Genomic DNA, 25959 nt, shown 5'->3' with positions numbered 1-25959 from the left:
TTGACCATCACTGAACAGGCCTGCGCCGCGATCAGTGGAAACGCAGCAAGGTTCCGCCAAGGATCGCGTCCAGCACCGCAGGATGGAACGGCTCGGCAAAGCGCACGCGCATCCGGAATGCAGCGCTGTCCTCGACCACGGCGGCGCGGGCTTCCAGACCATGAAGCTTCAGCCAGACCGTCGTACCGGCAGGAGGGTTCTCAAGGCACTCGATCTGCGCATGCGTGCGGGTCAGCTCACAGGCATTAACCTTCGCGCGAAAGACGCCGCGCCGATACCCTGCAACGATCGGCCCGGAAGGAACGCCTGCAACCCAAGGCCCCTGCCCTGTCACGCCGTCATGGTTGAGCCACATTGCGCATCTCCGATCGCTGTCATTCAGACATGACGGAGGACGGCGCGTTAACCGCAAAGTTCAGCCCGCAGGCAGCACCTGCGGGCCTCTACTTAGCGCACCTGAAAGCACCCGTTACCGGGAAGCCTGGCTGGTCATTGCGGCCTTCCCGGCGACAAGCGGCTTGGCTCCGTCGCCAACGATGATGAACGCCGCCCAGTAGAACGGATGCGACGTATTGGGATCGTCCATCAGGTTCTCCTGCGCGCCCTCCAGCGCATTGGCGAGCTCCTGTCCGGGGCGGGAATCGATCACCCCGCCGATCAGCCTCTTTGTTGCGTCGAAATCGTCAGGAACCGGCCAGTGGCTGGCAATGACCGAGCGCGCGCCCGCGCCGACGAAAGCACGCACCAGCCCGTCGAGGGCATAGTTGCCGCCCGTGGTCACCCCCGCCTCGCGGCTTGCTGCCACGGTCGCCATCCCCGCCGTGTCGCAGGCGGAAAGGATCACGAGATCGGCGTTGAGCTTGAGGTCGAAAATCTCGCGGAAGCTCAGCAATCCGTCCGACCCCATGTCCCCGAAGCTCGTGACCAGCGCCGGACGTGCCGGACAATCGGCGCGCGGCGCGGTGACGAGACCGTGGGTGGCAAAGTGCAGCACCCGGTACTGATCGAGGTCGCTCTCGCTCAACAGCGCGCTGTCGCTGAACTGGGCGTCGGTCTTCACCGCACTCCCGCCCAGAGCCAGCTTCTTCTGCGCGAAGAACAGCTCGTCCGCCGAGATCGGGTTCTGCCAGGTCGCCAGCGGCCAATCGCACTCGTCCGCAACGGCAGCCATCGGGCGGGCGGTGGGCTTGGCATTGTGGCCAAGCCCCAGGTAGTTCCGCGGCGCGCCTGAGGCTGCCAGCTTGCGGATGTCGAGGAAGCCGCGCGGACTGACCGCGATCGACACTTCGCGGCCGCGCCCCAGCCACTCCACCCCGGTAAAGTCGAACGGATCGCCATCCGGGCTTTCCATCCGCTTCTTGTAGGCGGCAATGCCTTTGTCTCCGGTGACCAGCACAGTCGGTGGCAACTGCAGCATCGCACCGTCCGGCTCGAAGATCAGATGCCGGGTTGCCGGCAGCATGTCCTCGACCGGGCCGAACAGCGTCTTGTAAAGCGCGCGCGACTTGTCGAGATCGAACGGATAGTTGACCTGCTGCCCGTTCTCGACCTTCACGATCGTATCGCGGATCTCCTGCACCTGCTTCGCCATTTCGGCAGGGGTTATGCCAAGATCGACGACGCGGGCATCGCTCGCGGTGGCAAACAGGCCATAGACGCGGTCGCCCACAAGCATCAGCTTGTAATAGGACTCCCCGCTCTTCAGCGCCGATTGCAGTTCCGCCAGTTCCACGCTGCGCGGCGCCAGCACGTTGTAGCGCGGGAATGCCGCGAGCTTGCTGACCAGCGCGGTCTGGTCGCGGCGCAGCGAAGCCAGATTGTCCTGTGCCGATTGCAAGGCCGCAGCCTGCTTGGGATCGGGTGAAGCAACTGCGGACAACTGCTCGACCAGCGCTTCGGTGCGCGCGATGTCGCGGGTCCGGGCCAGCGACAGGCGGAACAGCGCCGCAGCCTCGTCATTGCCCTCCGACATCTGGCGGGCAAGCACGGCCTGCGTCTGCGCCACGCCCGGCCGCTGCAGGACCTGTGACGCAGCGAACGTCGCCTTGGCCGCATCTGCGCCGGACTGCTTGGCGAGCAGTCCGAAGTAGGGGCCGAGCAGATCGCGCAGGGTCGTACCGGCATCTGGCACGGCCAGGCTGTCCTCGACGACCTTGCCATAAAGGGCGAGCGCCCCTGCTTCGTCGCCGGACCGGCCCAGCCACGCCGCCTTGCGCGCCTGTGTTGCCAGCAGGGCGGGCGATTGCGGGAACGAAGCACCGATCAGCGCGATGGCACGGTCGAACGCGGCACCGGCGTCTGCCTTCCGCCCTTGCGCCTCGGCCAGCAGGGCCAGTTCGATCTGGATTTCGGACCGCAGCCAGCCCGCGGAAGCAACGCGACCGCCACGGACTGCTTCCAGCCTCCGGCTCGCGCCTTCGAAGCCGGCCACGGCCTGATCGAAGCGCCCCTGAAGGCGAGCTGCCGTCGCTTTCAAAGCGTCGGCCTGAGCGTCGAGGATTTCGGCACGTTCGGTGTCCGACAGGCCGGGATCAACTGCGCCCAGACGCTTCAACGCTGAACTCTCGCGGTTGATCTGCTCCGCCAGCGGCATGTTGATCAGGCCTGCCTGAAGGCTGCCACGGTCAAACGAGTCGCCAATCGCGTTCACCGGGTTGGCCAGCTCCTTCAAGGCCGCCGCCGGCTTGCGCTGGTTCAGCCGGTTGATCGCGCGATAGTTGCGGATCAGCCGCTGCGTCACGCCATCCCCGCGCGACATTGCTGCCGCAGCCTGCGTCAGCAGGCGATCGGCTGCCGTGAAGTTGCCAAGGTTGCTCTGTTGCAGGCCCTGGTTGGCCAGAGCTTCGGCAAGCCCTGTTCCGCCCGACGCCCGGTCCCGGTTTGCCAGCGCTTCGAAGAACTCAGAGGATTCGGCAAAGCGCCCGCCGTTGTTGCGCAAGTACCCCTCATCGCGCGCACCAAGCCGATCAAGCTGCCCCGCCTGCACGCGCGCGAAGGCCGCCGGATCGCTCACCTCGGTCGTCGCAACGCGGATTTCGCCGGCCACAGGCGCATCGTTTACCACGCTGGCCAGCGCGAGGCGCAATGCCGGGTCGTAGCCCGCCAACCCCTCGACGAAGTAGGTCGTGCCGCCGCGCTTCACGGCATAGCGCTTGTATTCAACATTTGCGCTCTGGTCCCGGCAATTGACTGCCGTCACCCGTCCAAGCGTCTCGATCGACACCGATCCTTCGGCACCACACGCCAAGGTGACGCCCGGCAAACCCGTCGGTTCGCCACCCATTGCCACATCGCGGCGGACCGCAATGAGGCTACCCACCGCTCCCGCCGCATCGCGGCAGCTTAGGCGATAGCTGCGGTCGAAAATGCCCCCCAGGCGCTTGTCCAGCGGCGCGTTCTGGGCGGTGCAGGTCACGCCAGAGGTCCCGACGCGGAACGAGTTGCGGATGGAGAGCGGTTGCCGTGCCTCGGCGGCAAGCGCCGGAGCGACGGTCGATGCCAGCAGCGCTGCGATCATCGAACCGTTGCGGAGTGTCTTCATGCGCGCGTTCACTGGTCATCTCCTTCCGCGCTGTTCTCGTTAACCACCGATCCGATCAGGGCGGGATTGCCGCTGCCTGCCACCGGCTGCTCGACTTGCGATTGCGGTTCGAGAGGCCTGCTGTCGATCAGCTGGGGCGGCGGCGCGATCGGGCTGGAAGCAGCCTCCTCGCCTTCGCTCGCCTGTTGCTGTTGTTGCTGCTCTTCCTGCGCCGGATCATCGCTCTCCGCATCCGATGTCGGCGCGGCCGGGCTCTCGGTAAAGGTCGGCGTGCTGCCGAGCGTCTCGTTCGAGATGATCTCGATCTGCCCGGAAATGGCGCCGATGGTATCGGGCCCTTCCATTGCGGATGAACAGGCCGTTGCCGTGAACAGGCAGCCGTTGATCTGGCTGTCTGCGGTGTACGGCGTGAAGTCGGCATCCGGAGCATTCACGACAAGATCGTGTGCAGCCACGCCTGAAACGATGCCGGTCGGCGTCTGGAACGCGCCGTTGACCACGATGGAGATCGAACCAGGAGTGGCGTTGGTCGGAGCCGTCACGTCCGTGAAATCGGCATCGGCAAGGAAACCGGCAGAGTTGAGCACGGTACCGGTGTTCTGGATGTAGAGCGTACCGGTCGGGTAAAGGTCGAGGCCCAGCGCGCGGATGACGCCTTCCGGGCGCTGGACCGCCGCAGGGGCATTCAGCTCGGCAATCCGTCCGGTATAGAACGGATCGGCGGCCAGCTTGTCGAGGATGCTGCCGGCCGCAACATGGATGTTGGCCGCATTGATCTCAAGCGTCCCGCCGAGAGGCGCCGTGGCGCCCGACTGGCTAGCCGAAGTCAGATTGATCGACCCGGTCGCCGCGTCAAGTTCGAACCGTCCGGTCGTGAACTCGATCACGTTGCCTTGCCCGAAGCCGGTGCCATTGATCGCCCCGGTCACCCGGATCGCGCCGCCGGGGGTCTGCGTCTGCAGGTTGCCCGAGGCGAAGATGATCCGGCCCGTCGTGCCGGCGAGGTTGGAAGAACCGATTGCTCCGCCCGCGGTCAGCGAAAGATTGCCAATCAGCATGTCGGTGGCGTTGTTCGGCTGATCAACCGCGGCGATGGTCAGTTCGCTGGTGGAGATCAGGCCGATCTCGGCGTTGCTCAGGGCATAGCCGGAGCCGGTCAGCCCGTCACCGATCAGCGCCGTGCCGGTCGAGGTCGAGATGAGATCGACAAACCCGGTCTCGCTGGTGCGGATGCCCGAAAGGATCGGCTGTCCGGTCGGGCCTGTCGCGGTGCCGTTGTCGATGATGGCAATGTCACCCGAGACGATCCGCACCTGCGGCCCGCCCCAGCGGCGGCCTACAGTCACGAGGCCATCGGCCAGCACTTCGATCCGGCTGAACCCGGCCATCCCCGCCCCGGTGAACGACCCGGCAGTAGCGCCGACGATCTGCCCGGCCACCGCCACGTTGCCGACATTGATGTTGCCGTCCGTCTTGATCGGCGTCGCCGCGAACAGGCCAGCATAGTTGATGCTTCCCGGCAAGGCGCCGGTAACCGGCAGCATCGTCGAGTTCGCCATCAGCATTCTGCCGACGGCATTGGTGATCTGGTTGGTCTGCGGATCGAACACTGCTCCCGACAGCGCGGTCTGTACCGAGATGTTTCCGCTCGACAGCAGCACGAGATCGCGGCCCCTGACAGTACCGACCGTCAGTCCAGCCGCACCGCTTGCCAGAATGTCCGAGCTTGAAAGCAGCGCGCTGGCCGTAACGGTCCCGTTGCGCGAAATCACTTCGATCCGGTCGCTCTGCGACTGCAGCGAACCGAAGTTCATCGCGCCATTGCCTGTCACGCCGATACGGCCAGCGGCAAACACGTTGGCCGTCGTGACGGTGGTCCCCGCAGCAATGCGCAAGGTGCCGACGGTGGAGTTGTTGGAAATCGTCACCGCGCCGGTCAGCGCCATCGGCGTCGCGGCAAATACGAGTTCCTTGTCGAACCCGTTGGCCGTCTGGCCCAGCGCCTGCATCGAACTGTTGGCGATCAGCACCCGGTTGACCACGTTCATGCTCGTGACCGAAAGGTCCCCGACCGAGCCGAGCAGGACGTCGTAGCCGACCACCGTCCCGGTGCTCAGGCCACCGCCTGAGGCAACGCGGACGTCGCCGCTGGAGGTCAGGTTGCCGGTGCTGACATTGCCCGACGATGCGATCGAGATCAGCCCCGCTCCGCCGGCCGTCGGTGTGCCCGAGCCTGCCGTGAGTTGCCCCAGAGTTGCGCTTCCGCCTGCCGAGAGTCGCAGGGAGTTGGAAACGGCGATGTTGCCAGTCGTCAATGCGCCTCCCGCAGCAGCGGTGAGGCTGCCCGACCCGGAAGCGTTGGTAATCTGGATGGGACCGTTCGTCGCCACTGGAGCCGCTGCGAACACCAGTTCCTTGTCGAACCCGGCCGGCGTCTGCCCAAGGGCCGCCATTGAAGCATTGGCGATCAGGGTGCGGTTCACGATCGAGAGACTGTCGATCGTCGCGCTCGAACCGGCGAGGAGCAACGTATCGTAGGCGCGGACAAGCCCGGTCGTCAGGGTGCCCGCAGCCGATATCCCCACATCCGATGCGGCAAAGATCGTCCCGGTCTGGACATTGCCGCCCGATGTGATCCCGATCGAATTGAGATCGCCGTTGGCGCCCGAAGGCGTCCCCGTTCCGGCCGCAAGGTTGCCGGTGGTGACGCTGCTGGCCGACTGGACCGTGATCGAGGTGGCGGCCGTCATGTTGCCAAGTGCGGCCACGGCCTGCGATGTCAGGTCGATCGAATCCCCTGAGGAAACATCCCCCAGCGTCAGCGATCCGCCCGCCGTCACATCCACTGCCCCCAGCGCGGACAACGAGCCGAGGAAGATGCGCCCGACCGCCTGAAGCGTCAGCGTCCCCTGCGTGGAAAGGTTCGCGTAAGCGATGATGTCCTGCCCTGACGACAGGCTCACCGAGCTTGTCCCGGTCAGGCTGCCGTAGCTTGCGGGGGCGGTGGCAGGAAGCACCCAGTTTCCGGCGTCGATCGCCACGCTTGCAGCCGTCAGGTTCGACTGGTCGAGCTGCAGCGAGAAAGCGTTCGGTGTCGAGAACGACAGGCTGCCGGAAAGGTTCGCCGTCGAATTGGTCAGCGCGATGTAGTCCGGAAGCGCACCGGCAGTTACGCCATCGGCAAGGGCCGAGAACGACAGGTTTGTGCCGCTCAAGCTGCTGTTCAGCATCTCGAAATCGACAGCATCGCCAGTGACCGTCCCGACGCCGGCGACAGATCCTGTACCGCCAGCGGCGATCGCGCTGAAATTCAGATCACCTGCCGTCAGGCTGCCGCTCTGGGAGGGCTGCTGGAAACGGCTCGTCACGACGAGCCCGGCACCCGACGCCTGCGCCGGATTGGTGCTCACGCCGACAGTAGCGTCGCCGCCTGCTCCGACCGTCGCACCACTGCCGCCGTTGCCGCCTTGCGCATGGGCGTTGAAACTGCCGGTTCCGGTAACGGTTGTCGAACTGCCCCGCACAAGCAGCAGCGAACCGCCGGCCCTGCCACTGCCGCCTGCACCGCCTGTCCCGGTCGAGGCATCACCGCTGCCACCATCGCCGCCAACACCGGAGGCAATCGTCAGTATGCTGCCGTAGGTGCCGGACCCGGTATTCAGGGTTCCGGTATCGAGTCCGCTGGCGGTGCCGATCTGGACGAAGCCGCCGTTGCCGTTGCCACCCAAACCGCCAGCGAGACCATCGCCGCCGCCACCGCCCTGGCCGCTCGCGCTGGCCAGGACCGAGCCGATCTGCATCCGCCCGTTTCCGGCCGTGCCGAAGATCGCGATCGTACCTGCCGTTGCATCGCCGCCCACGCCGCCGTTGCCGGTCGGCGTCGCAGCAAGGCCACCAAACCCGCCAAACGCCGACGAATCCGCGGTCAGAGTGTTGATCGTGACAAGGCTGGCACCTTCAAGGGCGCTGTTGGCGTAAACTTCTATGCCGCCGCCCTGGGCGACGCCGCCTGCTCCGCCGAACTGGCCATAGCCCCCGAAGCCATCGGCGGTGGCGAAGGTCTGGTCGAGCGAGAGTGTCCCCTGGCGAGCCGAAATGCCGACAAAGCCGCCAGTGCCGACTCCGCCCCGGAAGGAGTCTCCACCGGTACCTTCGGCAGTGACAAAGCTGAAACCACCGACAGTGATGCTGCCATTGTTGCCAATCGCGTCAGGCGTGCCCACCGTAAGCAGGGCCTGGCCGCCCGTTCCGGCGCCGCCGGTTCCGCTGGCGCCGTCCAGATACCCGAAGCCACCGAAGCCGCTGGCTTCCACTGAAGCACCGCCGGTGACCGAGACGGTACCGCCATCGCTGTAGAGACGGCTGATGCCGCCGGTGCCGGTGCCGCCATTGGCGCCAACGTCGCGGCCATCGCCGCCCGTGCCGTCCGAGTAGAGGCCGATGGTACCGGAAATCGTGGCCGAGCTTGTGCCCGAGGCAATGAACGATGCATTGCCGCCAGTTCCATTGCCGCCTGCAAGCGCGGTAAACTGGTCCCCGCCTTCGCCAGTGGCAGACACGCTCACGCTGTCGGCAGTCAATGCCAGTCCGGAATTGAGGTGGATGATTGCCACACCACCGGTGCCGTTTCCACCTGGAGCGCCGTAGGCCCCCCCGCCGACTGCGAAGGCCGACAGGTTGAGCCCGCCGACGATCGAAACCGAATTGCCGGTGGTGGCTCCGCCCGAACCGAAATTGATCGAGCCACCCTGCGCATTGCCGCCGGCGGCGGTGCAGGTGATCCCGCAATCACCGCTGTTGCCGCCTGTCGCATCCGCCGAGACGTTCAGCCCATCACTGACGGTCAGTTTGCTGCCGCCACGGTCGAACGCCATGTTGATCGTGCCGCCGTTGGCCGCGCCGCCATTGCCACCTGCGCCCGGAGTCGGACCTTCGCCGCCGCTGCCGCCAGCGCCGCCTATGGCTCCGGCATTGAACAGAACGACGCCCAGTTCGTATCCGCCACTGCCGCTGCCCCCCGATGCCGCGATCGAGTTGACATTGATCAGGCCGCCAGTCGCCGCCCCGCCGTTGCCGCCTTGATCGCCATTAGGAGTGTTCATGGTGCCCGAAGCGCCAAACCCGCCAACGCCCGAGGCGTTCGCGTTCAAGTCGCCGACAGAGATGGTACCGCCATCGACAGCAGCATTAAGAGTTATCGTGCCGCCCTGACCAATACCGCCACTGCCACCGACGCCGCCAATCGCCGAAGCGAAGGCGCCTGCGCCACCGCGTCCGACAGTGCTGATCGAGATTGTCGAAGTCGAAATCGCGGTCGGAGCCGTCAACGCAGCATCGGCAGTGACCGAGACGCCTCCGCCAAGGCCGTTGCCACCACTGCCGCCAAAGAAGCCGTTGCTGCCAACGCCTTCCGAGAAAAGATTGATGCCCGAGGTGGAATCCACAGTCGAGCTGCCAGCGGCCAGGCTTATGCTGCCACCCTCGCCATTCGCCGCCGTCTGCCCGTCACCCGCATAGCCGGTGGCTTCAAACGTGACGTTCCCGGTCTGGCTGAGATGCACCGTGCTGCGCGTTGCGTTGAACGAAATCGCCCCGCCCGTCGCTGCACCCGCACTTCCCGGGGATGAGAAGTTGCTGCTGGTCCCGCCCGATCCGATTGCGCCGATATAGGATATGCCATTGATCGTGAAGGAAGCGTCGGTGATCGCAGCATTCACCGTGCCGCCCTGTCCGGAACCCGCGGTCACACCACCGCCGCCGTAGCCTTCGGCAACAAGGCTGAAGGCGCCTCCTGCCGAGAGGGCTCCGCCGCTCATCTGGATAACTGCGTTACCGCCCGTGCCGTTGCCAGCGTTGCCGGTGCCGTCGGTGGCATCTCCACCACGCCCGGTGGCAGCTACCGAGATACCTCCGGTAGCTGACAGCTGACCTGCAGGAGCGACACGCAGCCGCGCCAAGCCGCCGGTACCGGCGCCCGCAGCAGCTGAGCCGAATTGAGGACCGCCGTTGCCGTTGGCGGTCATGAACAGGTCAGTGGTCTGGATGGTGCCACCATTCGCGAATGCGTCCACCGTTCCACCGGTCGCCGCACCTGCAGGGGTTGTTCCGCTGGCAGGAGAGCCGACCGCATTTGCCGTCAGCAAAATGCCATCGGTACCCGTCAGGACGCCGCCGTTGCGAGCCTCCACGGATATGAAACCGCCGGTAGCAGCCTGGGTTGCTCCTGTCCCGAACGAGCCGGACGCCGCCGCCGTTGCATTGAGCAAGCCGTTGATGGTGATGTCAGTGGTGTCGGCCAGAAGATTGATCGAGCCGCCATTGACGGATCCCGAAATACCCGCCGATCCGGTGCCGCTGCTGCCCAAGGCAGAAGCCTCGAGACGGGCCATTCCGTTGATCGTGATGCCGGTTCCGGAGGTCGCCCCGGCCAGCAGGGAGATGTGGCCACCAAGCGCCGAGCCGCCGCTGGTGGAGCCACCGCCGCCACTCGCATCGGCAAGGGCGGTGAGGCCCTGCATCGAAATCTGAGCAGCATCGAGAGTGAAGATGCTGACTTGACCGCCGGTAGCGTTCCCGCCGGCGCCTGCGGAAGATTGGCCTGCGGTTGCGTAGGCTGACAGGACCGAAGCACCGCCGATGGTTATTGCGGAATCGCCGTTCGCCCGGATGGCGGCAAGTCCGCCGAAAGCGCTGCCTCCATCCCGCGTACACGTGACGCAGCCATTGCCGTCATAGCCTCGGCCGGATGCGTCGAGATTGGCGGCTCCGAGGATGTTGACTTGTGATCCGCCTGTGCCGGTAGAGAGGATCCATGCGGTCCCTCCCGTTCCGGAGCCAGAACCAGTGCCCGGACTTTGAGGCTGGCCGCCGAAACCGATGGCCTCGAGTTGAGCGTCGCCGCCAATATTGATCTGCCCCCCGTTGTTCGCTTGGATCTTGGCAAATCCGGCCTGCGCGTCTCCCGCGTTCGCACCTGGCGAGATAGCCGGTGCGCCGTAGGCGCTGGCACTTAGGAGTACATCGCCTGCCACAGCGATCGTGCCGCCATCGGTAGCATAGAGCTGCGCCCGCCCGCCGAATGCGGTAAAACTTGCGCTTGCCCCGCTTTGGTCGGCATGGAAATCGACATTGGCCGCAAAGTTCACCTGTCCACCGGCATTGGCGAAGACGCTGGCATTACCGCGCGCGGAGCTGGCAAAGACATTCGAAGCGAAGTCCAGGCCGGCGCTGCTCCCGGAGCCGAGCTCGAAATTCCCGGTGGTGCGAGCCACGAGGTTCGAAGTGAAGTCCGCATCGCCGCCGATGACCTCGGCGAGTCCTGAACCGCCGCCGATCGACGCAAAATTCTGGGCACTGCCGCCTATGATGTTGTTGCCTGCTGACAGCACGATGGTGTTGCCGCTGACGTCGGCAGCACCCGCAATGTCAAAGCCGAGCGAACTGCCGGCGCCGATCGCCATCGTGATCGCGTCGTTCTTCGGCACGGCGACCATGTAGATGCGATGGAAGAATGAAGAACCGGACGCAGCCGGGCCGGTGATCGTGCCGTTGTTCACCGCGACCGTCCCCGTCGCGCTGGTTCCGGAATCGACCTGGATATCGAACAGTCCGCTTGGCGAAAACGTTATCGTCGCCGCATCGGCAGCGACCAGCGCCGCCGAGCCGTTTACGGTGATCGTGCCGTTGTTGGTAACGGACGGCGCAACCATTGCGATGTACGAGCCATCGGTCGTCGCACCGAGTTGCGCCCCCGCGCTCACCACGATCTGCGAACCCGCAACGGTGGCGGGCTGGAACACGTAGGCGCCGCTGGTATCGAAGCTGCCGTCGGTCGTGTTGTAGTTGAGGTCCGAAGTCGTCAGCACCAGATTGCCGACATCGAACACCGATGACGCCCCGATCAGGATCCCGCCGGGGCTGTAGAAGAAAACCGTACCCCCCGCAGTCTGGCCGCCAGCTGCCGATTGCAGACGCGAAACGACCGTGCCGTCAAACTGGATCGGGCGCGTCGATCCCGAAGGAATGATGCGGTTGAGGACGGTGAAGTCGCTGTTCGCCGCCGGGTTGTTGGTGAACGTCGCGGTCGTGCCCGAAGTCTGGAAGATGATCGGGCCGCCGGTCGTCGCGGTATCGGTCGGCGTCCAGTTGATCACCGCGCTGGGGCTCGAAACCGTGATCGCGGTCGTGGTCGGGGTGGTGTTGATCGTTACCGAGCCGAAGGTGGACGTCGGCGTCGCCTGGAACGACTGCGCACGCAAGGCCGGCCCGGCCGCAACCAGCGCCGTGGCCAGAGCAAGGCCGGACGCCGACAGCAGCTGCTTGCGGGTAGCGAGTGGGATCGAGCGCATCAGAAGTTCCTCCACGGCAGCAGTCGCGTGGTCAGTGTCACGAGAAAACGGGCTTTCGAGCGGCTTGCCTGCAGGCCGACCTTTTCGAGCGGGACAGCAAGCGTCGCATCGAGGCGGAACCTGCTGCCGATTTCGGAGCGGATGCCGCCGCCTGCCGAAGTCAGGCGTTCCGAACCGGACACGCCCTTGTTCCAGACCCAGGCCACGTCGCCGAACACGAAAGGCTGGATGCGGACGCTGCGGCTGCTGCCAAATGGCAGGCGCGGCCCGCGCAATTCGGCCGAAGTCCCGATGGCGTCATCCCCGATCAGTTCGCCCGGATCGTAGCCGCGGCCAACGGTGAAGTTGCCCGCCGAGAACTCCTCGAAGCTGAACAGTGGCTTGAAGGCATACTGCGCGCGCGGCGCAAGCAGGAACGACACACGTCCGATCGCCCGCTCGTATTCCCCTTGCCAGCGGATCACGGTGGCAGTGGGTGAGGCGTCGGCCCGGCTCGCCGGAACCGCGGTAGCACATGCCGCACCTGCGCAGGGACGCGTGGCGCCGAAGATTGCCAGGCCCTGCCGTACCTCCAGCGCCGAGGACATCCGCCATCTCGGGCTGGCATGGGCGGTATCCACCGCGTCGAGATCGACACGAGCCCACGCCACGCGGATCTTGTCGCGCGTCAGCGGGGCGATCAGGTCGACGTCCTGATTGACGAGATCGAAGCCGCCACCCAGCCAGATGTTGCGGGCAAGCGACCGCTCCAGCGGATAGCGCGCATAGAGGCTGGCATAGAGCGTCCGGGCATCGAGCGACACGTTCGCGGGAAGCCCTGCCACATCGGGCTTGGTCCAGGCGTAGGTGAGCTGGCCACCGACAACTAGCCCCTGCGATCCGGGTCGGAACTCATGGCTCCCCTGCAGGATGTGCTGCTCGGAGAAATCCGAAGTGGCATAGTAGGACAGGGTGGTCACGTCGCCCATCCCGGTCAGGCCGAACGCCTGCGCGCGCAACTGCCCGCCAAACCGCCCCGTCGCCTTGGAGGAGAGGTTCTGGACGGTGAAATCCACCGCGTAGGGCTCGCGCAGCACGCTCACCTCGGCGACGAGATCGCCCGCGCCGGTCCCGGCCGGCTTCAGGGTCAGCTGGACGTTGTAGCCGGGCAGGTCACGCGCCAGCAGAAGATAGCGCTCCGCCCGCTTCTGGTTGAATACCTCGTCCCCGGTGAGTTCGCCGAGATACTGCTGAAGCTTCTTCTCCGCCCCCCGCGTTTCGCCCCGGGCACGCACGGCGGCGATGCGCGCATAGATTACTTCCATGCGGACCTTGCCATCCTCGATCTTCTGGGTCGGCACCTGGACCGCAGCAAGATAGCCCTTGTTGCGCAGCATAGTACCTGCAGCATCACGGATTTCGCACAGCATCGAGATCGGCTGGGGCGTGCCGACCAACGGCTTCCACGTGCTGGCCAGTTCTTCGGGCGCGATTTCCTTGAGGTTGTTGAAGGTCACTTCGCTCAGGTTGACCTTGATGTCGGCATATTGCGCATCATCGAGCGGACAGGGCGAACGTTCGATTTCGCCCTTGATTGAAAGTCGCGGCGCGGTTGTCGGCGCCTGACCGGTCAGCCCGCGCAGTTCATCGCGCGAAGGTGGAGCGACAGTGCCATTCGGTACGACCTGAGCCAAGGCAGGCGCGGATGTCGAAGCGAGCACGAGAATCGTCAGGCATGCTGCACCAGAAAGCAGCCCGCTCCGCCCCGAAAACCTGGAAATCATCTGCATTAGCCCCCGTCGGAAAATTCAACGACGCGGCCCGGTCTGTTCTGTTTATGCGTTTGTCACCTTAGCAGCAAAAGTTACCACTGCAATCGCGCCGTCGTGTGTTATGCACAAACCCATATCATACAAGTGCTTGCAAATTCGAAAGAAAGGGCGATCCGCGAGGATCGCCCATTGGTTTACGTAGCGTTACGCAGCAACACCGTGGCAATGTTTGTACTTCTGCCCGGAGCCACACGGGCACGGCGCGTTGCGGCTGATTCCCTGTCCGGCAAAGGGATCGGTACCCGCAGCACCCGCTGTCAGTGCACCCCCAGCCTGCGGCGGCAGCGCGCCGAAGAACGACGGCGCGGGCGCCAGCGGCGCCGCGTCGTTCTCGCCGGTGAACGGGTCGATGTGGCTGGTCAGGAAGTCCGGCAGTTCCGGCAGCTGAAATTCGTCAGCCGGCCGCAGACGGATCTCGCTGGTCGTCAGGATGCGCGTCACGTCTTCGCGGATCGCATCGAGCATCTTCTCGAACAGGCCGAAGGCTTCCTGCTTGTACTCGTTGATCGGCGTCTTCTGCGCATAGGCGCGCAGGAACACGACCTGGCGCAGCGCGTCGAGCGTGGCGAGGTGTTCCTTCCAGTGATGGTCGAGCCGTTCGAGCAGGATGGACTTTTCGAGGCTGCGCCAAGCGGTCGGGTCGATCTCGGTGATCTTGCGATCCATGTGCTCATCGGCCAGCGTCTGGATGCGCTCCTCGATCGTCTCCGGCTCGATCGCTTCTTCCTGCATCCACTCCTCGAGCGGAACTTCGAGACCCAGGACGTCGCGCACGCGCGCCCTCAGGCTCTCGACATCCCACTGTTCGGGATAAGACCCCGGAGGGCAGGCATCGCCAACGATCGCGTTGACCGTGTCGTGACGCATGTCGGTCACCACGTCGCCGACCGTCTCGGCATCCATGATGTCCGCACGCTGCTCGTAGATAACCTTGCGCTGGTCGTTCATCACGTCATCGTATTCGACGACCTGCTTGCGGATGTCGTAGTTGCGCGCCTCGACCTTCTTCTGCGCGGTCTCGATGGCCTTCGACAGCCACTTCGAACCGATCGCCTCGCCATCGGCAAGGTTGTTGTTCATCATCTTGGCGAACAGGGTGTCCGGGCCGAAGATGCGCAGCAGGTCGTCTTCAAGGCAGAGGTAGAACTTGCTCATGCCCGGGTCGCCCTGACGGCCAGAACGGCCGCGCAGCTGGTTGTCGATGCGGCGGCTCTCGTGGCGCTCGGTGCCGATCACGCAGAGGCCACCGGCAGCAAGCACCTTGGCCTTTTCCTCGGCCACTTCGGCCTTGATCCGGGCGATCCCGGCATCACGCTCCGGCCCCTCGGGCAGATCGCGCAACTCGTCCTCGATGCGGAACTCGATGTTGCCGCCAAGCTGGATGTCGGTGCCGCGACCCGCCATGTTGGTGGCGATCGTCACCGCGCCAAGGCGGCCCGCCTGTGCCACGATGTGCGCTTCCATCTCGTGGAAGCGGGCGTTGAGCACGTTGTGCTTCACGCCTTCCTTCTGGAGGAATTCGGAAAGCAACTCGGACTTCTCGATGGAAACCGTGCCGACCAGCACCGGCTGCCCGTTCTCGTACTTGTCGCGGATCAGCTTGGCGATGGCGCCGAACTTGTCCATCGTGTTCTTGTAGAACTCGTCCTCGTCGTCGATGCGCTGCACCGGCACGTTGGTCGGGATCGAGACCACGTTCATCTTGTAGATGTCGAAGAACTCGGGCGCTTCCGTCGCTGCCGTGCCGGTCATGCCCGAAATCTTCGGATACATGCGGAAGTAGTTCTGGAACGTGATCGAGGCCATGGTCTGGTTCTCGGGCTCGATCCGCACGCCTTCCTTGGCCTCGACAGCCTGGTGCAGGCCATTCGACCAGCGCCGACCGTCCATCATGCGGCCGGTGAACTCGTCGATGATCACGACCTTGTCGTCCTTGACGATGTAGTCGATGTCCCGCTTGAACATGACGTTCGCCTTGAGCGCCTGGTCGAGGTGGTGGACCACCATCGTGTTCTCGACGTCATAGAGGTTCGAGCCGACCAGCAGCCCCGCTTCCTCGAATGCGCGCTCGACCCATTCCACGCCGTCTTCGGTCAGCGTGATGTTCTTGGTCTTCTCGTCCGCTTCATAGAGATCGGGCTGGATCTGCTTCACGATGGCGTCGACCGAGATGTACAGGTCGCTCTTGTCGTCCGTCGGCCCGGAGATGATCAGCGGCGTGCGCGCCTCGTCGATCAGGATCGAGTCCACTTCGTCGACGATCGCGTAGTTGAACGGGCGGTGCACCATCTGCGTCCGTTCATGCTTCATGTTGTCGCGCAGATAGTCGAAGCCAAGCTCGTTGTTGGTCGCGTAAGTGATGTCCGAGTTGTAGGCCTCGCGGCGCTGCTCCTCGTTGAGGTTCGGCACGATCACGCCCACGGTCAGCCCGAGGAACTTGTAAAGCACGCCCATCGTCTCGGCGTCGCGGCGGGCGAGGTAGTCGTTCACGGTCACGACGTGAACGCCCTTGCTTTCGAGCGCATTGAGATAGACCGCCAGCGTCGCAACAAGGGTCTTGCCTTCGCCCGTGCGCATTTCGGCAATCTCGCCGCGGTGGAGCACGATACCGCCGATCATCTGCACATCGAAGTGACGCAGGCCCAGCGTGCGGATCGAGGCTTCACGAACCGTGGCGAAGGCTTCAGGCAGGATGTCGTCGAGCGTCTTGCCATCGGCCAGCATCTGCCGGAACTTCGGCGTCTGCGCTGCCAGTTCCTCGTCCGAAAGGGCCTGAACATGGGGTTCGAATGCCGCGATCTGGCGAACGATCTTGTCGAGCGACTTGACGTAACGGTCGTTGGACGAACCGAAGAGGGCCTTGGCGATTGAGCCGAACATGGGCGGATTTTCCTGTTGAATCTGTAATGTAGGGAGCGGCCACGCCAATGGCGCGCCACGTCGGGCAAGGGTCTTGCCGGTAAGGGTATGCTGGCCCGGGCGCTATTCGCGCGCGCGGTCAGTCAGTTCAATGCCGCAGGGCCGGATCAGTGCCGGGGCGGGCAGCCACACCGTCTTGCGGCGGGCATTCGTGCGCTTCTGCGGAACGGCACCGCCGCGCGCGGCGCAACGCTGCTGGCGCTGATCGACCGAGGTCGTAGCACCGGCAGACATCCCCGCTTCCGCCACTTCCGTGCGCGAGACGGCAAGCGCCACCGCGGGCAGGGAAAGCCCCGTGATCAGGGCCAGAAGGGCAAGCAGCATGCGCATCGCCGCAACAGATAGGCATTCCGTCGCGGTTCGTCCATCTTGAAAACGAACCCTTTTGCCGCACGCGGTGCCAAAGCCAGTGCGCAGTTGAACCGCAGGCCCCGGCGCGCTAGGCGCTTGCGCCATGTCCGACGCCGTTTCCCCGCTCGCCTCGCCCTTCCCCGCCCTGCCGCAAATCGCAGGGGTTGCCCCGCGCGTCGCGCGCGCCGGATACAAGGATTGGGGTCGCTGCGACCTTACCTACGTCGAACTCGCCGAAGGCACTTCGGTCGCCGGCGTGTTCACGCGCAATGTCTGCTGCTCGTCCGAGGTCGAGCTCGGGCGGCAGAACGTGGCGCTGGGCAAGGCCCGCGCGCTGGTGGTCAACGCCGGCAATTCCAACGCCTTCACCGGCTATCGCGGGCGCGAGGCGGTGGAGCAGATCATGGCTCAGGTGGCAGGGCATCTTTCCTGCGCCAAGGAACAGGTGTTCGTCTCCTCCACAGGCGTGATCGGCGTGCCGCTGCCCAAGGACAAGGCGCGCGCGGGTATCGAGGCCGCGATGCAGGCCGAACTCTGCACCTGGGAAGACGCCGCCCGCACCATCGGCACCACCGATACCTTTGCCAAGGGCGCAACCGCCACGGCCATGATCGGCGATGTCCGCGTGACGTTCAGTGCGATCATCAAGGGCAGCGGCATGATCGCGCCCGACATGGCGACGATGCTCGGCTATGTCTTCACCGACGCCGCCGTGAGCGCCGCCTTCCTGCAGGAGTGCCTGTCTGCCGCCAATCGCCGCACCTTCTCGTGCATCACGGTCGACAGCGACACCTCGACCAGCGACACCGTCCTCGCTTTCGCCACCGGCAAGGCGGGCAACGCAGAACTGACCGGCTTCGACAGCCCTGGCGCCGATGCCTTTGCCGCCGCGCTAGAACAGGTCTGCCGCGAACTCTCGCACCTCGTCGTCAAGGATGGCGAAGGCGCGCAGAAGTTCATCGCCGTCAGCGTGACCGGCGCGGTGTCCGATGAAAGCGCCCGCAAGGTCGGCCTCGCCATCGCCAACTCGCCCTTGGTGAAGACCGCGATCGCCGGTGAGGACGCCAACTGGGGCCGCGTCGTCATGGCGGTGGGTAAGGCGGGAGAACCGGCTGACCGTGACCGCCTGTCCATCGGCTTCGGCGGCATCTGGGCCGCGCGCGACGGACAGCCGCTGGCCGATTACGACGAAGGCCCCGTCGCCGCGCACCTCAGGGGCCGCGAGATTTCAATCGAGGTCGATCTCGGGCTCGGCGAAGGAACGGCCACGGTGTGGACCTGCGATCTCACCCACGGCTACATCTCGATCAACGCGGACTACCGTTCTTGAGCCGCGCACTGGACGACGCCGTCGCCGCGCTGATGCGCGAGACTGCGGAGCAGACGCTGCTCAAGCATTACCAGCGGCTCGGCGCGCAGGAAGTCTCGAACAAGGCGGCGGACGATGTCGTCACCATTGCCGACACCGAAAGCGAGATCATGCTCGCCGAAGAGCTGGCGAAGATCCTGCCCGAAGCGGCGATTGTCGGCGAGGAAGCGGCCCATGCCGATCCCGCCATCTTCGAGCGCCTGTCCGACAAGCTCTGCTGGATCATCGACCCGCTCGACGGCACCAACAACTATGCCGCTGGCAAGCCGCCGTTCGGCATCCTGCTCGCGCTTGCCCAGGGCGGCGAAACGGTCGCGGGCTGGATCTACGATCCGCTTTCAGGCCGCCTGTGCACTGCGCATCGCGGACAGGGCGCATGGGTGAACGGCGAGCGGGTGTCATCAGGCGGCAGCGGCAAGACTCCCCCGATAGCCGCGATCTCGCTGGTCTTCGCGGACAAGGCCAAGCGCGCGGCCCTGCTGGAACACATCGCACCGCATTACACGCTAGTCGACATCCCGCGCTGCGCTGCCGAGCAATACCCGCGCATCGGGCTTGGCCGGAATGACGTTTCGCTGTTTGAAAGGACTTTGGCCTGGGATCACGCGGCTGGCGTGCTGTTCCTCAACGAGGCAGGCGGCAAGGCCGCGCGGCCGGACGGTTCGGCCTATCGCGTGGACCGTCATCTGGAACCCGGGCTAATCGGCGCCGCAACCCCAAGGCTGTTCGACGAGATGGCCGAGCGTCTGACGCGCATGCCCTCCTGAAACAAGAACCCCCGCTTTCGCGGGGGCAATTGCTTGATCAGAGTACGCTTTCCAGCCAGCCCTTGAGCTGGCTCTTGGGTGCAGCGCCAAGCTTCTGGGCGACCGGCTGACCGTCCTTGAACAGGATCAGCAGCGGGATCGACTGCACGCCGAACTGGCTGGCGATGTCGGTGTTTTCCATGATGTCGACCTTGGCGATCTCCACCTTGTCGGCCAGCTCTTCCGAGATTTCCTCGAGCGCCGGGGCGATCATCTTGCACGGACCGCACCAGTCTGCCCAGAAATCGACAAGCACGGGCTTGCTGCTGCCCAGCACTTCGCTGGCAAAGGTGGCGTCGGTAACGGCCTTGGTCGACATTGCGATGAACTCCTGTTGGTTGAAGGGCAATCTAGGCACTGCAATGCGCAGTGCAACCGATCACCCGGAAAAGGATTCCTGAACCCCGCCAAGGCGCAGCTTTTGCGCCTCGATCAGATCGGCGGGCAGCACGAACAGCTCAGGCGTATGCGTATAGAGCAACGCCGCCTCGACCGGCACGCCCGGATGGATCGCTTCCAGAGCTGCGACATAGGCCGCCATCTGCCGCACGTAAGCCGCCGGAATCTCCGAAAGCGAAGCTGGCGGCCGCCGCGCCGTCTTGAAATCGACAATGCGGATGGCGCTCTCGCCGATCACCAGCCTGTCCACCGTGCCCGAGACCACCCGGCCACCGACCACGGCAGCCAGCGGCACTTCGGCCAGCGAATCCGGTCCGAACACTTCGGCCCAGTCCGCATGGGTGAGCACAGCCAATGCAGAACGCACCATGGCCACGCGCTCCGTGACATCGAAATCCTCAGCCGCCCGCGCCAGCCATGCCAGACCTGCTGCCTCCCGCGCCTCGAACGGAAGCTCGGGCAGCCGCTCGATCAGGCGGTGCATCAAGGTCCCGCGCCGCGCCGCCAGCATGGCATGCGGCCCTGCCGGTGCAGGCGGATCGGGCGCATCATCTTCGCCAAGCGATGAGGGCGCCAGCGGCCGCGGCGGTCGGGGTTCCGGTCCGACGCTTGTCAGCAGCACGTCCGGCAACGCCAGCTTCGGCACCATGGGCCGAACCGCCTGCCCACCGCGCAGCGCAGGCGGACCGCCGATCTGCTTGATCCCGCCCCACAGCGCATCCTCGCGCCAGTCCTCGCCGAACAGCGGCTCGAGTTGCGCGTACCAGCTGTCCTCGGGCAATTCGCCCGGCGTCTTCTTGCGCTTCTTGCCCTTGGCCCCGGCAATGAACAGCGCCTCCTCCGCGCGCGTCATCGCCACATAGAGCAGGCGCCAGTGCTCCTCGCGCTCGGCCCGCTTGGCTTCGGCTTCGGCCTCCAGCACAGCCGGCGCCTTCTCCTCCTTGCGCAGCGAGGGCAGCGGCACCTTGCGCACGGCACCCAGCACATCCTCAAGCAGCTCAAGCCCGCGCGGCGGCGAAAGGTCCGGGTCATCCGCCGAATCCGCCAGGATCACGATCGGCGCCTGCAAACCCTTGGAGCCATGCACGGTCATCACCCGCACCAGCCCCTCGGCCTTGCCAGCCTCGCGCTTCAACTCGCCCTCGCCCGCGTCGAACCACTGCAGGAAACCGATCAGGCTGGGCACGTTGGCGCTGGAGAAAGCCATCGCCGCGTTGAGCAATTCGTCGATCGGATCGTTCGCCTCGCGCCCCAACCGCGCCACCAGCTTGCGCCGCCCGTCCCACGGCCCGACCAGCAACCAGTGCAGCAGAACCTGCGGCGGATCGTAGTCAGCCCGCGCCAGCAGGCTGCGCAAGCGCTCCATCGTCGCGAACGTTGCCGGCCCCTCGTTTCGGCGCAGCCACTCCCACAGCGCCACGCCGTTCTTGCGATAGCCGTGTTCGAGCAGGTCTTCCTGCGACCACCCGATCAGCGGCGAGACCAGCAGCGAGGCAAGGTTCAGGTCATCCAGCGGCTGCGCGGCAAAGCGCAATGCCGCCACCAGATCCTTCACCGCGAGCGGCGCACCAAGCCGTAGCCGGTCCACGCCCGCCACCGGCACGCCCCGCGCATGAAGGCGCGCCACGATCAGCCCCGCTAGTTCCTTGCGCTTGCGCACGAGCACCATCACATCGCCCGCATCGGCATTCCGGCCGGCCTTGCCGAGCGGGAAGCCGCTGTCGATCCAGCCCTTTACCTGCCGTGCGATCTGGTCGGCCAGCTTGCGGTCAGGGCGCGACAGCCAGGTCTCGCCCCCCTCCTCGCCCTCACCTTCGTCGCCTTCCTCGGGCGCATCGTCACCAACGACCTTCCACAGGCCGACGGTGCCGGGGATGTCGAGCCCCACATGCCGCTCGGGCTTGCGGTCCAGCCCGAGCCGGTCCCAACCAATGTGATCGATCGCCGCATCGACGAACTCGAGGATCGGGCGCGCGGTGCGGAACGACTGGCCAAGGCCCAGTTCCAGCAGCTTGCGATCCGGGTCGCCGAGCACTTCGGACACTTGCGCCAACTGGTCGCGAACACGAAGGCTGGCCTGCGCGAAGTTTTCCGGGCTGGTGCCCTGAAAGCCGAAGATCGCCTGCTTGTAATCGCCCACCACGAACAGCGTACGCACCGCCGGACCGCGCTGGCCTTCTCCCGTAAAGAAGTCCGAGACCAGCCCTTCGAGCACGATCTCCCACTGCGAGGCATTGGTGTCCTGCGCCTCGTCGACAAGGATGTGGTCGAACCGCCGGTCCAGCTTGAAGCGGATCCATTCGGCGCTGGTGCGCTTGGTCAGGAGATCGGCAGCCGTGCGGATCTGGTCATCGAAATCGATGAACCCCTCGCGCGCCTTGGCCTCGTCCCACGCCAGCGCAAAGCGCCGCCCGACACTCAGCGCGGTATCGAGCAGTTCGGCCAGATCAAGCTGTGCCTTGCGCGCCCGCACCGCCTCGATGCAGGTGATCACCCGCGCGGCATAGCCGGGATAGTCCGGCTGCTTCTTCTCGATATTCGTCGTGGACTTGGGCTCGTCCTTGGCGGTCAGAAACTGGCTCTTGAACGCGTCAAAGCCCTCAAGCCGCCTGGCAGGATCGGCCGAGAGCCAGTCTCCCAGCGCATTTGCCGCCTCGATACCGCTCTTGGTGCCCCAGGCGGCATTCATCTCCATGCAGCGCCTGACCGACCGGCAGTCGAACGCCTCATCCCCGCACAGCGCGGCAAGGCTGTCCGGCCCGTCGTCCTCGCCCAGACCGAGCACGCGGTTGATGCGCGGGCGCAGCGGCGGCTGCCAAGCTCCCGGCCCCTGCCACAGGTCCAGCGCCCCGGCACAACGCAGCAGGAACGCCTCGACCTGATCCTCGCTCATCCGCCGTGACAGCGCGGCAAGGTTGTCGATGAGCCCCTCGTCGCCCTCGATCTCGGCACTGACGAGCAGTTCGGCCAGCACCTGCCGCACCAGCAGTGCGCGGTCGCGATCTTCCATCGCCCGCGTGCCGGGACGCAGGCCCGCCTCCACCGGGAACGAGGCGAGCAGCCACTGGCAGAACGCATGGATCGTCTCGATCCTCAGGCCACCACCAGGGCAATCGAGCACCGCGGCAAAGCGGCTGCGCGCGCGCGCCACCGTCTCGGGCCCGAACGGCGCACCGATCGCGCGCAACTGTGCGGCAAGGTCGGTCTCGGGCAGGCGCACCCAGCTTGCCAGCACCTCGTTGACACGCGTCGCCATCTCGGCGGCACCGGCCTTGGTGAAGGTCAGGCACAGGATCTGCTCTGGCTCCACCCCGTCCTGCAACAGCAGCCGCAGCACGCGCGCCGAAAGCACCTGCGTCTTGCCGGTCCCGGCCGAGGCCGAAAGCCACACCGTGCGCTGTGGATGCACCGCATGCGCCTGATTGTCCTTGAGCGGATAGACCTTGCTCACTGGTCTTCCCCTTCCCTGCCCTGCCATTCGTCAAGGCGCATCAACTGGTCGTAGTCGGTATAGCTCGGCAGATCGGGATTGAGCCGTGCCGTGAACGGCTCGCTGCCCAGCAACCAGCGGGCTATGGCCTCGCGCAGAAAGCGCTCGGTTTCGGGAAGGAACTCCTTGAGCTCAAGCCCGGTCTGCCGCGCTGTTTCCTTGATCGGTGACTTGACGTAGCCGAACCCCTTGTCCTTGTTCCGGCCAAGCGACCAGTACTCGAAACGCGAAGGCTCGCCCGCCACGTCCTGCATGCCCCCTTCGCGGGCGATCAGGCCGATCAGGCCAAGCTGCAAGGCATACCCTTGCGCCACCATCTTGCCTGATGGCGGCGTGCCGGTCTTGTAATCGACCACCGCCAGCGTCCCGTCGGCAAGCCTGTCGATGCGGTCGGCGCGCCCATGGATGCGGATGCCGTCGACCATGATCTCGCCCTTGCGCTCCACAGCGAGAACTTCCCGGCCTTCCCCCGCCAGCCTGTCGGTCTCCTCCTCGATCCACAGCAGTGCATCGAGCAACCTCGGCTTCCACATCGCCCGCATGAAGGGATGCGCGCTCATCTCGTCGAACATGCGCTCGGCCAGCGGCACCAGCTCTCCCGGATGCCCGCCAGCCTCATGCCAGACCTTGAGCACATCGTGCACGGCCGTGCCCTTCCACGCAGGCGTCGGATCGGCATCGACCGGATCGAGACTGCGCAAGGCCAGGATCGCCGAAGCATAGAACTGGTAGGGATCACCCCGCAGCCGGTCGAGCGCGGTGACCGCAATCGGCACCCGGCGCTGCTCCGCGCTGGGCATGGGATGAGGGCGCGGATGGGGCGGCTCGGCTTCGGCATCGGCCAGCGCGCGAGCCAGTTCGACAGCCCGCGTCTCATGCCGCAATTGCTCGCCAAGCATGGCCTGTATCCGCAGCAGGAAGCGCGAGGGGATCACCGGCCCTGCCGCATCGCGCTGCGCATGGCTCAACACCACTTCCGGAGCGCCAAGCGCCGCGGCAAGATCGTGCGCGGAAAGGCCGATGCGGAAGTCCGCGCCCGGAATGCCCAGCGCCCGCAGGATCGGTGGCGCCAGCAGCGGATCGGGCGCAGGATTGCCCGGCCACGTGCCCTCGGTCAGCGCGCCGCAGATGACGAGGTCCGCCCGGCTCATCCGCGCTTCGAGCAGGCCATAGATGGCAAGGCGCGGATGCCCGCCATAGGGCGGCCGCACCGAAACCTCCTCCATCGCATCGCGCAGCAGGGAGGGCAGTTCCTCGAACGGCACCATGGTCGGCGCCAGCGTCGACGCCTCGCGCCAACGCTCGACGAACTGGGCAAGGCAGCGGCCATCGGCCTGCGCCCACAATCCCTGCCCGCACAGCGCCTCGCCCGCTGCACACAGCGCGATCAAAGCGCCATCGAGCGGTACCTCGCCCTCCAGCGAGAGCAGAGGGAACAGCAGGTCCTCGACGCCGGACCACCATGCCGCAAGACCCGGAAAGCGCCGATCAAACTCGTCCGCCTTGCCGCGCACTGCCGCCAGCCCCGGCCCCGGTCGCGGCCCGCGCAAAGCCAGATCGAGCTGCCGCACCCGCTCAAGCCAAGCCGCGCGCCCCTCTCCCGCCTGCACCAGCGGATGGCCGAGCAGCGCGAGCAGCGGCACCGGCGCAACGCGTTCCGCCACCACCTCGGCCAGTTGGAGCAGCACCCGCCCCGCCGCAGTCTGCGGCAGCGGCCGTCCCGCCGTATCGTCCGCAACGATGTTCCAGCGGCCAAGATGCGCAACCACCCGCGCGGCGAGGCTGCGGTCCGGCGTGATCACCGCCACCCGCCGCTCTGGCTCGGCCAGTGCCTCGCGCACCAGCACCGCAATCGCCTGCGCTTCCTCTTCCGGATTGGCGCTTTCCATCACCCTCACGCCCGAAAGGCGCCGGTCTTTGGCCTCGAGCGAGACCCAGGCCGCGCTCGCTTCAGGCGGCAGGAACAGGTTCGAAATCGCGCGGCTGCGCTCGGGCGGAGCCGGTGCCAGCCCGGACCGATGCCACGGCTCCACCTCGTCCCGCGCAATGCCCATGCGGTTGAGCAGCAGCTTGAGGTGATACTGCGGATGCGTCACCACATCCCCCCGCTCGAACACGCCACCCTCGCTCCCACCGGCAGAACCGAGTGCGTCCCACACGGCATCGTCCAGCGCGAGGTCGAGATCGGGCAAGATCACGCCGCCATCCGGCAGGTCCGCCACCACGCGCAGCAGCCTGGCCACCGCTGGCGATGCCGATGTAACACCCGCCGCAATCACCGGATGCAGCGGCGGTCGCTCGCGCCAGCTTTGCGCCGCATGGTCCAGCAGCCGGTTGCGCCGCTCCGGAGCATCAAGCTTGCCCAGAGCCTCCAGTTCGGCCTGCCACCGCGCGAAAACGCGCGCAAAGAGCCGCGTACTCGCTTGCCAATGCTCGGAAAGCTCAGCCGCAATGCCGACAACGCTTTCGTCCAGCATGTCCGCAATGGACACGCCTTCCACCAGCAGCCGGTCGATCCCCTGCGCCAGACCCTTGGCCTGCCGCAGCAGCGCCGCTTTGCCCGGCGCCTCAGTGCCAAGCTCCTCGGCCAGGTGCTCCGCCAGACGGAGCAGGCGGAACGTCGGATCGACCGCCTCCGGAATGTCCAACCCAGCGCCGATCGGATCGAGCAGCGGCCCCAGCGTCTCGTCGAGATCGAGATCGCCGACCACCGCCATCCGCGGCAGCAGCAGGCCCTGCCCGCTCGCCCGCACGAAGGCCTCGGTCACCGTGCGCACGGCGCGCTGGCTCGGCAGCAGCAGCGTCAGCCGGGCAAGGCCGAACTTGTCCTCACGGTAACGCGGGATCAGTCCCGCGACGAGCGCATCGGCAAAGCCCCGGTGCGCTGCAATCGACCAGACGCGGGGGCGGGTGGAACCGGCCATC

11 protein-coding genes are annotated in these 25959 nt (G+C 65.8%); 2 read left to right on the top strand and 9 right to left on the bottom strand.

Going from position 1 to position 25959, the window contains the following annotated elements:
* Window positions 1-31: 31 nt before the first annotated feature.
* The 6 genes from I2488_RS03195 to I2488_RS03170 all read right to left on the bottom strand — a co-directional run bounded on the left by I2488_RS03195 (window position 32) and on the right by I2488_RS03170 (window position 16943).
* The gene (locus I2488_RS03195; protein ID WP_196274379.1) at window positions 32-355 is read right to left on the bottom strand and encodes a hypothetical protein; all 324 of its coding nucleotides are present in this window, start codon (window positions 353-355) and stop codon (window positions 32-34) included.
* 114 nt (window positions 356-469) lie between these two features.
* On the bottom strand, window positions 470-3553 hold the full coding sequence (locus tag I2488_RS03190) for a CHAT domain-containing protein (RefSeq protein ID WP_343070974.1): 3084 nt from the start codon (window positions 3551-3553) through the stop codon (window positions 470-472).
* On the bottom strand, window positions 3550-11889 hold the full coding sequence (locus I2488_RS03185; RefSeq protein ID WP_196274378.1) for a hypothetical protein: 8340 nt from the start codon (window positions 11887-11889) through the stop codon (window positions 3550-3552). Before I2488_RS03185 ends, I2488_RS03190 begins: the two co-directional genes overlap by 4 nt.
* Window positions 11889-13652 carry a ShlB/FhaC/HecB family hemolysin secretion/activation protein gene (locus tag I2488_RS03180; RefSeq protein WP_196274377.1) on the bottom strand — a complete coding sequence of 588 codons (1764 nt, stop codon included), beginning with the start codon at window positions 13650-13652 and terminating at the stop codon, window positions 11889-11891. The genes I2488_RS03185 and I2488_RS03180 overlap by 1 nt, the downstream gene beginning before the upstream one ends.
* Window positions 13653-13844: 192 nt before the next feature.
* A complete protein-coding gene (gene secA, locus I2488_RS03175; RefSeq protein WP_196274376.1) occupies window positions 13845-16580 on the bottom strand; it encodes a preprotein translocase subunit SecA in 2736 nt (911 codons plus the stop codon).
* Window positions 16581-16682: 102 nt separating this feature from the next.
* Window positions 16683-16943 (bottom strand): hypothetical protein, encoded by a 261-nt coding sequence (locus I2488_RS03170; protein WP_196274375.1) that lies wholly within the window; start codon window positions 16941-16943, stop codon window positions 16683-16685.
* A 130-nt stretch (window positions 16944-17073) separates the two neighbouring features.
* Here I2488_RS03170 and argJ point away from each other — a divergent pair, with 130 nt between their 5' ends.
* Together argJ and I2488_RS03160 are read left to right on the top strand one after the other, a co-directional pair.
* Window positions 17074-18300 (top strand): bifunctional glutamate N-acetyltransferase/amino-acid acetyltransferase ArgJ, encoded by a 1227-nt coding sequence (argJ, locus tag I2488_RS03165; RefSeq protein ID WP_196274374.1) that lies wholly within the window; start codon window positions 17074-17076, stop codon window positions 18298-18300.
* Window positions 18301-18332: 32 nt separating this feature from the next.
* Window positions 18333-19106 (top strand): inositol monophosphatase family protein, encoded by a 774-nt coding sequence (locus I2488_RS03160; protein WP_196274703.1) that lies wholly within the window; start codon window positions 18333-18335, stop codon window positions 19104-19106.
* Between the two features lie 37 nt (window positions 19107-19143).
* Here the strand turns inward: I2488_RS03160 and trxA are convergent, their stop codons facing one another.
* From trxA to I2488_RS03145, 3 genes are read right to left on the bottom strand one after another with little or no spacing between them, the layout of a single operon-like run.
* Window positions 19144-19464 (bottom strand): thioredoxin, encoded by a 321-nt coding sequence (gene trxA / locus I2488_RS03155; RefSeq protein WP_196274373.1) that lies wholly within the window; start codon window positions 19462-19464, stop codon window positions 19144-19146.
* 60 nt (window positions 19465-19524) lie between these two features.
* Complete coding sequence (gene addA, locus I2488_RS03150; RefSeq protein ID WP_196274372.1) at window positions 19525-23022, bottom strand: double-strand break repair helicase AddA; 3498 nt, start codon at window positions 23020-23022, stop codon at window positions 19525-19527.
* Window positions 22992-25958: a PD-(D/E)XK nuclease family protein gene (locus I2488_RS03145; protein ID WP_196274371.1), complete on the bottom strand. Its 2967-nt coding sequence runs from the start codon at window positions 25956-25958 to the stop codon at window positions 22992-22994. Before I2488_RS03145 ends, addA begins: the two co-directional genes overlap by 31 nt.
* Window position 25959: the final 1 nt, after the last annotated feature.

Origin of the sequence: Novosphingobium jiangmenense, assembly GCF_015694345.1 — a bacterium.
Classification (GTDB): domain Bacteria; phylum Pseudomonadota; class Alphaproteobacteria; order Sphingomonadales; family Sphingomonadaceae; genus Novosphingobium; species Novosphingobium jiangmenense.
Note: the sequence above shows the minus strand (reverse complement) of the source record. Positions and strands in the feature narration are given on the sequence as shown.